The organism is Streptomyces endophyticus (assembly GCF_035798155.1).
Taxonomy (GTDB): domain Bacteria; phylum Actinomycetota; class Actinomycetes; order Streptomycetales; family Streptomycetaceae; genus Streptomyces; species Streptomyces endophyticus.
Genome location: NZ_JAOZYC010000164.1, coordinates 162,113 through 175,357, shown reverse-complemented (window position 1 = coordinate 175,357; position 13,245 = coordinate 162,113). Strand labels below are relative to the sequence as shown.

Here is a 13,245-nt window from a genome sequence, read left to right as displayed (position 1 = left end):
GTGGTGTCTCAGGTGCGGGCGGCGCGCAGCGCGGCTTCGGCTCCGTGGGCGTCCAGGATCCGCGTGAACTCGGCGACGGAGTCGGCGAACTCGGCGTGCTGGGCCGCCTGTTGAGGCAGCAGCCCGCCCTCGGCGAGCAGCAGGCGGGCCGCCCCGTCAGGGCCGGTCGCACGCGACGCGAGTTCGACGAGGCGGGCGCGGGCGTCGTCGTGGACGGTGCCCAGGCGCTGCTCGTCGTACGCGCCGTCGGCCGTGATCACTCGTACGTACGCGGCGAAGCCGAGCGCGAGTACGCGCGGCACACGTCCGGCGGCCAGTGACTCGGTGAGGGTTCCGGCCCAGCGCACGGGGATCTTCAAGGAGCCGTCGGATCCGACCTGGGCGGTGCGGTGGCCGAGTGCCGGGTTGGCGAAGCGGTCGAGGAGTTCGCCGACATAGGCCTTGCCGGGCATGCCGGCGGGCTCGGGGACGGTGGGCAGGATCTCCTCGCGCATCGCGAACTCGACGGCGCCGCCCAGGAGTTCATCGCCCACGGCCGCGTCGATGGAGCGGTGGCCGCGCAGCAGCCCGAGGTAGGCGAGCAGGGAGTGGGCGCCGTTGAGGAGGCGCAGCTTCATCAGCTCGTAGGGCGCCACGTCCTCGGTGAACACCGCGCCCGCCTGCTCCCACGCGGGCCGCCCCGCACGGAAGTCGTCCTGCATCACCCACAGTTTGTACGGTTCTGCGGGCACCGGCACGGTGTCGCGGACGCCGAACACGCGGGCCGCCAGGGTGCGGTGCTCGTCGGTGGTGGCGGGCGCGATCCGGTCGACCATGCTGTTCGGTGTCGACACGGAGGCGTCGGCGTACGCCTGGAGGTCCTCGCGCTCGGCGGCGGGCAGCGCGGCGATGAACTCGTCGAGCAGGCCGCGGAGTCGGTGCCCGTTGCCCATCAGGTTGTCGCAGCTCAGGAGCGTCACGGGCGGGGCACCCGACCGCAGCCGCTGTTGCAGCCCGCGGGCTATCAGGCCGAGCGCGGTGCGCGGGGCGCCGCCCGCGAGGTCGGCGCGGATGAGCGGGTCGTCGAGGTCCAGGCGGCCGTCGGCACCGAACGTATAGCCCTTCTCCGTGACCGTGAGGGAGACGATGCGGGTGGTGGCCGCGCCGAGGGCGGCGACCACCTCCGCGCCCTGCCCGTCGGCGACGAGCCCCTTGTGGTGCACGCCGGGCACGCTCGCGGCGACGGCGCCGCCGCGGTGCAGGGTGAGCACGGTGTAGAGGCCGTCCTGTGCGGCCATGCCCTCGATCACCGGCCGGGGCCGGCTGCCGGTCGTGGTGGACACACCGGTGATCCCCCACGGCCCTTCGGTGTGCCGCAGCGCATCGGCGGTGTACACGGCCTGGTGGGCGCGGTGGAAGTTCCCGAGGCCGAGGTGGACGATGCCGGGGGCACCCTCAAGCCCCTCCGGCGATTGAGGAGCGGGGTATGGGGCAGAGCCCCAATCTCTTCCAGCCCCCGCGGCGCTTGAGCCGGCCAACGCAGCCCGTCCCAGCCGCGGCAGACCGCGCCGATCGGAGCCGGTCACACGACCACCCCGCCGGGCGTGACGAGCACCTTCATCTGCGTCCGGTCGACCAGCGCGGAGCGCAACGCCTCGTCGGCCCGCTCCAGCGGGAACTCGGCGGTGACCAGCTCATCGAGTCGTACGCGGCCGGATCCGGCGAGCCGGACGGCTGCCGCGAAGTCACCCGCGGCGTACCGGAAGGAGGTGAGCAGGGACATCTCCTGGCGCTGCATCCAGGCCAGCGGCAGTGCGGTCTCGGGGCGGTTCGGGTTGCCGACGACGACGGCGGTGCCGCCGGGGCGCAGCGCGCGGATCCCCGAGACCAGCGCGGGTCCTACGCCGGAGCAGTCCAGGACGGAGTCGTAGCCGTCCGGGTCGGCGAGCGCGTGTGCCCGGTCGGGGTCGGGGGTGAGCGCGGTCGCATCGACGGTCTCTGCGCCGAGGCGCGCCACGAACTCCCGCCGCGCCTGCGCCACATCGGACACGGTGACCGAGGCTCCGCAGGCCGCGGCGACCTGGGCGACGAGCACGCCGATCGGCCCGGCGCCGGTGACCAGGACGCGTTCACCGGGAGAGACACCGACGCGGCCCACGGCGTGCACGGCGACCGCGAGGGGTTCGATGAGCGCGCCCAGCTTCACGTCCATGCCCTCGGGCAGCGGGTGCACGAAGTCCCTTGGCACGGCGACGAGTTCGGTCAGCGCGCCGTTCGTGGGCGGGGACCCGAAGCAGGTGCCCTTCGGGCACAGGTTGTAGCGACCGGCCCGGCACAGGGCGCAGCGCCCGCAGGGGTGTGCGGGCTCGATCGCGACGGGCGTGCCGTGGGGCAGCTCGTCCGTGCCCGCGCCGTGGCCGACGACGAATCCGGCCGGTTCGTGGCCGAGGACGGTCGGCTGCCGCAACACGTTGGGCCCGTTCTCACCGTGCTCGTAATAGTGCAGATCGGAGCCGCACAGGCCGACGGCGCGTACGGCGACGAGCACCTCACCGTGGCCCGGCTCGGGCACCGGACGGTCCTCCACTCGCAGGTCCTTGGGTCCGTGCAGCACGGCGGCGCGGTGCGTGGTGGTGGCCACGAGGGCGCTCCTTTCGGGGGGTTTCTCGAACGACGGGGCCTGGGGCCCTATCGGATCGGCAGCGGTTCGACGCGCTTGATGACGAACGCGTAGGTCAGGGCGCCGACGATCGACAGGGCGCCGGAGACGAGCAGCGGCACCAGGTACGAGCCGCCACCCACCCCCAGCAGGAAGCCGGTGACGATCGGGCCGAGGACACCGGCGACGTTCGAGGCGAAGTTCTGGATGCCGGCGAGGGAGGCGACATGGCCCGAGGTGGGCGCGACGTCGGCGGGCAGCGAGGCGACGGACGCGGTGGAGAAGGTCAGCGAGGCGTAGCTCAGGGAGAGCAGCGCGAGCGCGCCGGACGCGGTCGGCACGACGACGGCGAGCGCGATGACGGACGAGCACAGGGTGCCGGAGATCAGACACGTCTTGCGGACCTTGGTGGTGGACCAGCCCTTGCGCAGCAGCCGGTCGGCCGTGTAACCGCCGAGCAGCGAGCCCACGATGGCGACGAGGCCGGGGACGGTGCCGAAGAAGCCGAGCGAGAGGAGGTCGAAACCGCGCTCGTCGACGAGGTAGCTGGGGAACCAGGTGATGAAGAAGTAGATGACGTAGTTGAGGCAGAAGAAGCCGAGCATCATGCCCCAGACCGTCCGGTACCGGAACAGGTCCCGCCAGCGCACCTTGGGCGCGTCTTCCTCTTCGGCAGGTGTCTCCTGGACGAGGGCGCCACCGGCCTCGATGTACTCGCGCTCCTCCGCGCTGAGCTTCGGGTGGTCGGCGGGCTCGTGGTAGAGCCGCCACCAGCCGACGATCCACAGGAAGCCGAGCAGGCCGCAGGCGATGAAGGCGACCCGCCAGTGGAAGACGGAGACCAGCATCGTGACGAGCGGCAGGGCGATGGCGGTGCCGACGCGGGCACCGTTGTCCCACACGCTGTTGGCGAGGGTGCGCTCGTGCCGCGGGAACCAGCGCGAGACGGCCTTCGCCGCCGCCGGGTAGCCGGCGGCCTCACCCGCGCCGAGCAGCATCCGCGCCCCGACGAGCGAGCCGACCCCGCGCACCAGACCCATGCCGACGGTGGCCACCGACCACCAGATCGCGCTGAGCGCGAAGACCCGCTTCACGCCGTACTTGTCGAGCATCGCTCCGGCGGGCAGTTGGCACACCGCGTACGTCACGAAGAAGGCGCTGAGGATGAAGCCCTGGGTCTCGGGGCCGATGTGCAGGTCCTTGGACATCGTGGGCAGTGCGACGCTGAGCGTGGAGCGGTCCAGATAGTTGACCGCGAGGCCGCCGAAGCAGAGCACGGCGATACCCCAGCGGACGTTCTTGCCGCGGCCGCGCGGACGGGGTGGCGGGGTCGTGCCGGACGGCGTCGTCACCTCGGTGTCGGTGACGGGGTGGCTGGTCATCGTTGACCTCCGGTCGGGGGCGGACCTGTCACTTTCTACCCGCGCCCCCGGCTTACATACAAGGCTTGTATGTAAGAATTTCCGCAGCTGAGGTGAGAAGGTGACGGGATGCGGGACGAGCAGCGACGAAGCAGGAAGACGACACGGCGCACACCGGAGGACGCGGCGCCAAGGGAGTCCAACCGGGTACGCGTGCACGCGCTGCTGCGCTCGCGCATCACGTCACTCGAACTGCCGCCGGGCACCCCCCTGTCGGAGAACGAACTCGCGGCCGAGCTCGACGTCAGCCGCACGCCGGTGCGCGAGGCGCTGATCCTGCTCGGCGAGGAGTCGCTGGTCGACATCTTCCCGAAGCTCGGCACGTTCGTCTCACGGATCAGCGTCGACGCCGTCCTTGAAGCCCAGTTCATGCGGGAGGCGCTCGAACTGGCCGCGCTGCGCGAGGCGGTGAAGCTCGCCGAAGACGAGGACATCGCGGCGCTGCGCGCGATCCTCGACGCCCAGCGGGCCGCGTTCGAGGCGGCGGACGACGACCTGTTCTTCGAGCAGGACGAGGCGTTCCACCGCCGCCTGATGGAGGCCAGCGGTCACCGCACGCTGTGGCGCACCGTCACCACGGCCAAGGCCCACCTCGACCGCGCCCGCCGCCTCAGCCTGCCGCTGCCGCACCGCATCGAGCACCTCATCGGGGAGCACCGGGAGGTGGTCGACGCCCTGGAACTGCGCGACGCGGCGCGGGCCGAGCAGGCGCTGCGGGGCCACCTCCAGGGTGTGTTCGACGACATCGGCACCATTCAGGCCGAGCGCCCCGAACTGTTCGTCGCACCAAGCGAGTTGCCCCCGCCCAGCAGGCCCCGCTCCCACCCCGGACTGCGCCCCTGAGCGCTCAGGCTGTGCGCCTCAGGCCGTGCGCCTCAGGCCGTCCAGGGTGAGGTCGAGGAGCCGCTCGGCCTGGGCGCGCTGTTCGGGCCTCGCGGAGGTGAGGGCGATCCCGGCGAGGGCGGCGAAGATGTCGCTCGTGGGGATGTCGGAACGGATCGCCCCGGCCTCCTTGCAGGCCTCCATCAGCTCGGCGATGGACGCCTCGATCATGTCCCGGCTGTGCCCGTACGGATTTCCGCCCTCGGCGGCCATGGCGCGCAGGGCGTCGGCCATGCCGTACTTGGCGCTCGCATAGTCCATGAAACGGCGGGTCCACGCGCGCAGGGCCTCGTACGGCGGGTGCGCCGCGAGCAGCCCGGTGGCGGCCTCGCAGAGCTGGGCCACCTCGTTGCGGTAGGCCGCTTCGATCAGCGCCTCGCGGGTCGGGAAGTTGCGGTACAGGGTCGCGCTGCCGACGCCCGCGGCCTTGGCGATGTGTTCGAGACCGGCGTCGAGGCCGTCCTCCGTGAACACCCGCACCGCGGCGGCCAGGATCTTCTCCCTGTTGCGTCGCGCGTCCGCTCTCAGCGGCCGCTGCGTACCTCGGTCCATCGCCGGCCCCCTTCGTGCCCACTTGCTAAGTGGAGGCTACCCCACTTATGGTCACACCGTCAGCCTAAGTGGGGGGTCCCCCACTTTCACTCTGGGGCGCAACGGCCCCGCCTGCCCACACCCACCTTCCGGGAAGGACCACCCATGTCGGGAATCGAAGGCAAGGTCGTCGCGATCACAGGCGCCGGCAGCGGCATCGGCGAGGCCACGGCCCTGCTGCTCGCGGAACGCGGCGCCAAGGTCGTCCTCGGGGCGCGCCGCACCGAGCGCCTGCAGGACCTGGCGGGCCGCATCGAGAAGTCCGGCGGCCAAGCCGCCTGGATCCGCACGGATGTGACGGTCCGCCAGGACCTGGTGTCACTGGTCGAGTTGGCGCGCAGCCGCTTCGGCAGGATCGACGCGCTCGTCAGCAACGCCGGGATCGGACCGATCTCCCCGCTGGACGACCTGCGCGTCGAGGACTGGGAGAACATGATCGACGTCAACTTCAAGGGTGTCCTGTACGGGATCGCGGCCGCGCTGCCGGTCTTCCGAGAGCAGGGCTCGGGCCACTTCGTCAACGTCGTCTCCACCGCCGGGCTGCGGATCGTCCCGACGCAGGCGGTGTACGCGGCCACCAAGAACGCCGTGCGCACCCTCTCCGAGGGCCTGCGCCAGGAGGCCGGTGACAGTCTGCGGGTGACGGTCGTCTCGCCGGGCGTCACCCGCACCGAATTCTCCGACCACATCGCGCCCGAGGTACGGGACCGGCTCACCTCGTCCATGGGCGACATCGGCATCCCGCCGGAGTCCATCGCGCACGCCATCGCCTTCGCCGTCGAGCAGCCGGCCCATGTCGACGTGGGCGACATCGTCGTACGGCCCACGGCACAGGGGTAGTTGGCGCAGCTGCCTGTTAGCGTGCGCCGATGGAAGAACTGGGACTCACCGGCTGGCCGCCGGAGCCGGTCAGGACCGAGAGGCTCGTGCTTCGCGGGTCCGAGGCCCGGGACCGTGCCGCGTTCGTCGAGTTGCTCGCCTCGCCGGAGGTGCACACCTACCTCGGCGGGGCCCGGCCGCGTGCGGCGCTGGAGCGCGAGTTGCCCGGGGTGCCCGAGCGGTGGCCCGGGAGCTTCGTCGTCGAGCTCGACGGGGCGATGATCGGCCAGATTCTGCTCCGGAGGGCCCCGGCACACCAACGTCCGGCCGCCGCGGGGAAGGCCGATCTCGGCTATCTGTTCCTGCCGCGGGCCTGGGGTCTCGGTTACGCGTCCGAAGCGTGCGCGGCGGCACTGGACTGGCTCGACGGCGCCCTTCCCGGCGAACCCGTGGTGCTCACCACCCAGAGCGCCAACACCGGCTCGATGCGTCTCGCGGCGAAGCTGGGGTTCGTCGAGGTCGAGCGGTTCGAGGCCTGGGGCGCCGAGCAGTGGCTCGGCATGCGGGCCCCGGTCGCGCCGTCCGGCTGAAACCTCCCCGACCCACCCACGTAACTCCTCCTCCGCGCCAAAGGGTTGACCGCGCTCCGCTTCCTGCTTACGGTGCTCGCACCCCGAAGGTATATCGATATACCAACGCGACAGGAGGCCTCCCGCCTTGCGCTCCCCGATGAATCGACGCGGCTTCATGGCTCTGGGTGCGGGCCTTGCGGCGGTGCCCGCGCTCAGTGCGTGCGGCGCCTTCTCCGGCTATGGCTCCGACCCCGACACCCTGGTGATCCACAGCCAGATGGGCGGGAACGCGCCCGGCTCCCCCACGTTCCGCGCGGTCGTGAACCAGTTCCGCAAGGAAAACCCGGACATCACCGTGAAGAACCTGATCAACGGCGATGACCTCGGGCAGGTCTACGAGACCTCACGGCTCGCGCGCGCCGAGGCCGATGTCGTGATGGTCAACCTCTACGACAAGACCCTGTCGTGGACCGAGGTCGGCGCGACCGTTCCAGTCGGCGGCTATCTCGACGGCTGGGGGCTGCGCGAGCGCGTCATCCCGAAGGCCGTCACCGAGTGGACCGACACCGAGGGCCGGCTGCGCGCCTTCCCCTACATCGGGACGAACTGGCCGATCGCCTTCAACCACGCCCTCCTTGAGCGCGCCGGTGTCGACGCCCCGCCGACCACGTCCGACGAACTCGTCGCCGCCGCGCGGAAGTTGAGGGGCAAGGGCATCACGCCGTTCACGGTGGGCGGCAACGACTGGACGGGACAGAAGCTGCTCGCCCAGATCATCCAGACGTTTCTGACCCCGGCCGAGGCCCGACACCTGTACCGCGAGGGTGACTTCAGCGGCTCGCGCGGCGCGCAGGAGGGCATCGCGTACTTCGTGGATCTGCGCGACGCCGGAGTGTTCGCCGACAAGGCGCAGGGTCTGACGTCGGACGCGATGACGACGCAGTTCAACACCGGTCACGCGGCCATGCAGTCGGCGATGTCCTCCGCCCTCGCCAGCGTCCCCGACAACGTTGTCAAGACCACCTCCGTAGGCGGCTTCCCGCTCACCGACGGCGCCGCGCAGAAGAAGCCGACGATCCTGCGCACGTACACCGTCTCCGGCTTCTGGATCAGCCCGAACGGCACGAAGAAGCTCAAGACGGTGGAGCGGTTCATCCGGTTCATGTACCGGCCCGAGGTCGTGGACCGGTTCGTCACCGAGGGCGGCCGCGACATGTCGGTGGTCACGGACGCGCTCAGCACGGACTTCCCGCTGGTGGCGAAGGCGCAGCAACTCAACGACTCGGTCGGCCAGGTGGTGCTGCCGGACCAGTACATCCCGGCCGCCGCCGCGCAGCCGCTGATCCAGGCCACCTCGACCGCCTTCACCCCCGGTACCTCCGCGCGCACCATCCGCACGGCGCTGGAATCCGCGTACCGCTCCGCCTGAGCCCGCCCGTCGAGAACGCCGTGAACACCGTGAACACCGTGAACACCGAGAGCGCCAAGAACGCCGAGAACGGAAGTCGCCCCCGATGACGATCACAACGCCTCGGCCCGCCGCCACCACGGGCCGGGCCCCCTCCCCCGTAAAGCCCGGCAGCAGCCGCAAGGGCGGTCGGGGCAGCACGATCCTCGCGCTGCCCGCGCTCGTCTGGTACCTGCTGTTCATGGTCGGCCCGATGGTCGCTATCTTCGTGATCGCGGCCCTGCACTGGCCGGGCATGCTCCAGCCGGTGTCCTTCGCGGGGCTCGACAACTTCCGTACGGTCTTCGCCGATCCGGCCTTCTGGGCGGCCGTGCGCAACACGGCGGTCCAGTTGGTGATCGCGCTGCCGGTGATGATCGTGTGCGCGTACATGATCGGCTACTACGTGGCGCAGCGGCCGCCGGGCCATCGCGTCATCCGGTATCTGCTGTTCGTGCCCGGCCTGATCTCGACGCCGGCGAAGGCGATGGTCTTCTACGCCGCCCTCTCCCCCGACGGACTGCTCAACGGCGCCCTGTCGGGGCTCGGCCTCGACTCGCTCACCGACGCGTGGCTGGCCAGCCCCTCGACGGCCCTCTACTGCCTGATCGCCATGGACATCTGGGCGGGCATCGGCTTCACCGCCGTGCTGTTCGCTGCGCGCCTGTCCAGCGTTCCCGAGGACCTCGGTGAGGCCGCGCAGTTGGACGGGGCGGGGCACTGGCGGACCATGTGGCGCATCCACTTCCCGGTCGTGCGGGACTACGTGGGTGTGGTGACGATGCTCCAGCTCCTGTGGACGCTGTTCGGTTCGGCGCAACACGTGCTGCTGCTCACCCAGGGCGGCCCCGGCACCTCGTCGACGACGCTGTCCTTCCTCGTCTACCAGAAGGCGTTCATCGAGGCGGATCTCGGATACAGCCAGGCCGTGGGCGTGATCCTTTTCCTGTCCGGGCTCGTGGGCCTGCTGACCGTCCGCCGTGTCTTCCGCGCCAGCCACTGAAGCCTGAGCCGATCGGAGCTGTTTCCCCATGAACAAGAGCCATGCGAAGTTCGGCCGGTCGTGGTGGCCCGCGCACATCCTGGTGTGGGGGTACGCGGTGCTGCTCGCGGTGCCGCTGTACTACTTCGTCGCCTCCTCCTTCAAGTCCAATGACGCGATCTTCGGCAGCCCGCTGGCGCCGCCGACCTCGTTCGGCCTCGACAACTTCACGACGGCCTTCAGGACCGCGGGCCTGGGCACCGCGGTGGTCAACTCGGCGCTGGTGACCGTGGTGGCCCTGGCGTTGACGCTCGGGCTCGCGGTCCCGGCGGCGTTCGCGCTCGCCCGTTCCGAGGGCCGGGCGGCGTCGGTGATCGAGAAGGTGTTCTCGCTCGGGTTCCTGATCCCGAGGTTCGCCGCCCTGTTCCCGACCTTCCTGCTCGCGGCCGCCGCGGGCCTGTTCCACACCCGTACGTTCATGGTGCTGCTGCTCCCGGCGACCGCGCTGCCGCTGTCGGTGGTGATCCTGGTGCAGTTCATGCGGACCATCCCGAAGGAGATGGAGGAGGCGGCACGGATGGACGGTGCCTCGACCTTCGCGGTGCTGCGCCACATCTATACGCCGATGTGTCTGCCCGGCATCGCCACGGTGCTCCTCCTCAACTTCCTGAGCTTCTGGAACGAGTACCTGTACTCCCTCGTCCTCATCGGCCCGGACCCGGACCTGCGCACGATCCAAGTCGCCCTGCCCACCCTGAAGTCGGTGACCGGCACGGACTACGGTGTGCTGACGGCGGGCACGGTACTCACCCTGGTGCCCGTATGGATCGTCTACACCATGCTCCAGAAGCGCATGCAGACGGCCCTCGTCAGTGGCGCGGTGAAGATGTGAGCGTGCCGAACAGGAGCAGGCGCCCCACCATCAAGGACGTGGCGGCCGAGGCCGGGGTGTCTCCGGCCGCGGTGTCGAAGGCGTTCAACGGCACGGGCCGGATCTCCGAGCAGACCCGACTCCGTATCCAGGAGGCGGCCACCGGCCTCGGCTGGTCGCCGAACGCGGCGGCGAGCGCCCTGCGCCGCTCCCGCAGCCACACCATCGCCCTCGTGGTGCGCCGCCCCAGCGATGTCCTGGGCACGGACCCGCACTTCAGCGAGCTGATCAACGGTCTGGAGAGCGAGCTCGCGCCGCGCGGCTACGGTCTGCTCCTCCACCTCGTCGCGGACGGTGACGAGGAGGGCCGGCTGTACGAGCGGCTCGCCGCCGAGGGCCGGGTGGACGGCGCGGTGCTCACGGAGAGCCGTATCGACGACCCGCGCCCCGTTCAACTGCGGCGCCTGGGGCTGCCGTTCGTGCTGCTGGGCGGCCCCGACGGGGTGATGCTCAGCCATCAGGAGACCGGTGTCACGGAGGCCGTGGAGCATCTGCTCGCCCTCGGCCACCGGCGGATCGGCTATGTGTCCGGGCCGCCGGAGCTGGTCCACTCGCGCTTCAGGCAGGGCGTGTTCACCGATGTGCTCGACCGGTCCGGGCTCGCGCCGGTCGCCGTGATCCCCACGGACTTCGGCGCCGAGGCCGCGATCGCCGCCACGGAGCGGCTCCTCGCCCTGTCCCCCCGCCCCACGGCGATCGTGTACGCCAACGACTCGATGGCGATGTGCGGCATCGGCGCCGCCCAGCGCGCGGGCCTGTCGGTTCCGGGCGAGCTGTCCGTCATCGGCTACGACGACCTGCCGCTCGGTCGCTGGCTGCATCCACGGCTGACCACCGTCGACCAGCGGGTGACCGTGGTGGGCGCGGCGGCCGCGCGGGTGCTGCTCGCGGAGGTCGGCGAGGAGCGCGTGCCCGCGCCCGAGCTGGCGGAGAGCCCCCGGCTCGTCGTCCGGGAGTCGACGGGACCGGCCTCCCCGTAGCCCCAACTCCCCTTACGTTTCCACCTTTTCGGCACCGTCTTCTGGAGCACCATGCGTCGCCACAGCGCCCAGCTGTCCCACCACCCGTCCGTACTCCCCTGGCTCGGCACCAACTACTGGTCGCGCACAGGTGGCCCGCTCATGTGGCGGAACTACGACCCCGCCGTCGTACGCGAGGAACTCACGATCCTCCGCGACCACGGCCTGAACATGACCCGGTCGTTCTTCTACTGGCCCGACTTCCACCCGGAGCCGCACCGGATCGACGAGCAACTCTGCGACCGCTTCCGGGACTTCCTCGACGCGCACGAGGAGCTCGGCATGGGGTCCGTGCCCACCTTCATCGTCGGGCACATGTCCGGCGAGAACTGGGACCCGGCCTGGCGCGGCAATCGCGACCTGTACGAGGACGTGTGGATGGTCGGCCGGCAGGCCTGGTTCGCGAGTGAGATGACGCGCCGGTTCAAGGACCACCCGGCGGTGACCGGCTGGCTGATCACCAACGAGATGCCGGGGTACGGCCGGATCTACCAGGTCGACCCGCCGTCATCCGACGTGGTGACGGCCTGGGCGCAGTTCATGTGTCAGGCCGTGGTGGCGGCCGGGGCCACGCAGCCGGTGTCGCTCGGCGACGGCGCGTGGGGCATCGAGGTCACCGGCAAGGACAACGGCTTCTCGCTGCGCGACACCGACGCCTACGTGGACTTCGTCGGCCCGCACGTCTACCGCTCGGACACGGACCGGCCGCGCCAGCACTACCGGGCGGCGTTCGAGTGCGAGCTGGCGGCGGTCACCGGGAAGCCGGTGATCCTGGAGGAGTTCGGCGTGTCCACGGACACGGTGTCCGCGCGCAACGCGGGCGTCTACTACCGCCAGACGCTGCACAACTCGCTGCTCGGCGGCGCGACCGGCTGGATGGCGTGGAACAACACGGACTACGACGACCTGTGGGAGCAGTCGCCGTACGACCACCACCCCTTCGAGATGCACTTCGGGATCACGGACAGCGCGGGCCGACCGAAGGAGCCGCTGCGTGAACTCGCAGCGTTCGCCGATGTGTTGAGGACCGTGGACTTCCCGCGCTGCCGGCGCACGGACGCGGGCGCGGCGCTCGTCGTCCCGGCGTTCCTGGAGAAGGGCTACCCGTACAGCCGCCCCGCCGACCGGCCGCTGATCTTCACTTCGCTGCACCAGGGTTACGTCGCCGCGCGCGGCGCGGACCTCCCGGTGGGGATCGTCCGCGAGGTCGACGGGCTGCCGGAGGACGGTGACGTACAGCTGTATCTGCTGCCGTCCACACGGCAGTTGACGACGCGTACGCGGCGTGGTCTGGAGCAGCGGGCGCGCGAGGGGGCGACGGTGTATCTGTCGTTCTGCTCGGGCGAGCACCCGGGCACGCGCGGGCCGTGGTTCCACGACCTGGACGGCCTGTTCGGGGTCGAGATGCAGCTGTCGTACGGGGTGGCGGAGCCGATCGAGGACGACGAGCTGGCGATGACGTTCACCGAGGACTTCGGCGGTGTGCGGGCCGGTGAGACGTTGCGCTTCCCCGTCGCGGGGAACGAGGACAGCCGTGCGTGGCTGCCCGTCGTCCCGGACGGCGCGCGGGTCGTCGCGACGGACGCGCACGGCCGTCCGGCGCTGCTCGTCAACGAGATCGGCGCGGGCCGGGCGGTCCTCGCCACGTATCCGCTGGAGCACATGGCCGCGCGGACCGCACATGTGAACCCGGAGCAGACGCACCGGCTGTACGCGGCGCTCGCCGAGGTCGCGGGCGCGGCCCGGCCTGTGACCGTGGACACGCCGCTGGTCAGCGCGGACACCCTCGTGCACGAGGACGGGCAGCGGTTCCTGTGGCTGGTCAGCCAGGCGGACGAGGAGCTGACGGTGCGGCCCGTGGACCGTCTGGGCAAGCCGCTCGACGAGGTCACCCTCGCACCGTACGGGGTGCGGGTCCTCGAACTGGACACGGAGGCCTGACC

12 protein-coding genes are annotated in these 13,245 nt (G+C 70.9%); 8 read left to right on the top strand and 4 right to left on the bottom strand.

The window, feature by feature from the left end; genetic code table 11:
- Positions 1-8: 8 nt before the first annotated feature.
- From OKJ99_RS33615 to OKJ99_RS33605, 3 genes are read right to left on the bottom strand one after another with little or no spacing between them, the layout of a single operon-like run.
- Complete coding sequence (locus OKJ99_RS33615; protein WP_326021928.1) at positions 9-1,565, bottom strand: mannitol dehydrogenase family protein; 1,557 nt, start codon at positions 1,563-1,565, stop codon at positions 9-11.
- Complete coding sequence (locus OKJ99_RS33610; protein WP_326021926.1) at positions 1,562-2,620, bottom strand: NAD(P)-dependent alcohol dehydrogenase; 1,059 nt, start codon at positions 2,618-2,620, stop codon at positions 1,562-1,564. Before OKJ99_RS33610 ends, OKJ99_RS33615 begins: the two co-directional genes overlap by 4 nt.
- Positions 2,621-2,667: 47 nt before the next feature.
- On the bottom strand, positions 2,668-4,020 hold the full coding sequence (locus OKJ99_RS33605; RefSeq protein ID WP_326021924.1) for an MFS transporter: 1,353 nt from the start codon (positions 4,018-4,020) through the stop codon (positions 2,668-2,670).
- 108 nt (positions 4,021-4,128) lie between these two features.
- Here OKJ99_RS33605 and OKJ99_RS33600 point away from each other — a divergent pair, with 108 nt between their 5' ends.
- A complete protein-coding gene (locus OKJ99_RS33600; protein WP_326021923.1) occupies positions 4,129-4,902 on the top strand; it encodes a GntR family transcriptional regulator in 774 nt (257 codons plus the stop codon).
- Between the two features lie 18 nt (positions 4,903-4,920).
- Here OKJ99_RS33600 and OKJ99_RS33595 read toward each other — a convergent pair whose 3' ends face one another.
- Positions 4,921-5,493, bottom strand: a complete 573-nt coding sequence (locus OKJ99_RS33595) for a TetR/AcrR family transcriptional regulator (protein ID WP_326021922.1) — start codon at positions 5,491-5,493, stop codon at positions 4,921-4,923.
- A gap of 144 nt (positions 5,494-5,637) precedes the next feature.
- On the opposite strand from OKJ99_RS33595, the gene OKJ99_RS33590 reads away from it, so the two are divergent.
- The 7 genes from OKJ99_RS33590 (at position 5,638) to OKJ99_RS33560 (ending at position 13,243) form a co-directional block, all read left to right on the top strand.
- Positions 5,638-6,372 carry an SDR family oxidoreductase gene (locus OKJ99_RS33590; RefSeq protein WP_326021921.1) on the top strand — a complete coding sequence of 245 codons (735 nt, stop codon included), beginning with the start codon at positions 5,638-5,640 and terminating at the stop codon, positions 6,370-6,372.
- Between the two features lie 29 nt (positions 6,373-6,401).
- Positions 6,402-6,941 carry a GNAT family N-acetyltransferase gene (locus OKJ99_RS33585; protein WP_326021920.1) on the top strand — a complete coding sequence of 180 codons (540 nt, stop codon included), beginning with the start codon at positions 6,402-6,404 and terminating at the stop codon, positions 6,939-6,941.
- Between the two features lie 127 nt (positions 6,942-7,068).
- The gene (locus OKJ99_RS33580; RefSeq protein ID WP_326021918.1) at positions 7,069-8,352 is read left to right on the top strand and encodes an ABC transporter substrate-binding protein; all 1,284 of its coding nucleotides are present in this window, start codon (positions 7,069-7,071) and stop codon (positions 8,350-8,352) included.
- A gap of 85 nt (positions 8,353-8,437) precedes the next feature.
- Complete coding sequence (locus OKJ99_RS33575) at positions 8,438-9,373, top strand: carbohydrate ABC transporter permease (RefSeq protein ID WP_326021916.1); 936 nt, start codon at positions 8,438-8,440, stop codon at positions 9,371-9,373.
- Positions 9,374-9,401: 28 nt separating this feature from the next.
- Positions 9,402-10,244, top strand: coding sequence for a carbohydrate ABC transporter permease (locus OKJ99_RS33570; RefSeq protein WP_326021915.1), 843 nt, complete (start codon positions 9,402-9,404; stop codon positions 10,242-10,244).
- A 2-nt stretch (positions 10,245-10,246) separates the two neighbouring features.
- Positions 10,247-11,263: a LacI family DNA-binding transcriptional regulator gene (locus tag OKJ99_RS33565; RefSeq protein ID WP_326021914.1), complete on the top strand. Its 1,017-nt coding sequence runs from the start codon at positions 10,247-10,249 to the stop codon at positions 11,261-11,263.
- A 51-nt stretch (positions 11,264-11,314) separates the two neighbouring features.
- The gene (locus tag OKJ99_RS33560; protein WP_326021912.1) at positions 11,315-13,243 is read left to right on the top strand and encodes a cellulase family glycosylhydrolase; all 1,929 of its coding nucleotides are present in this window, start codon (positions 11,315-11,317) and stop codon (positions 13,241-13,243) included.
- Positions 13,244-13,245 lie beyond the last annotated feature (2 nt).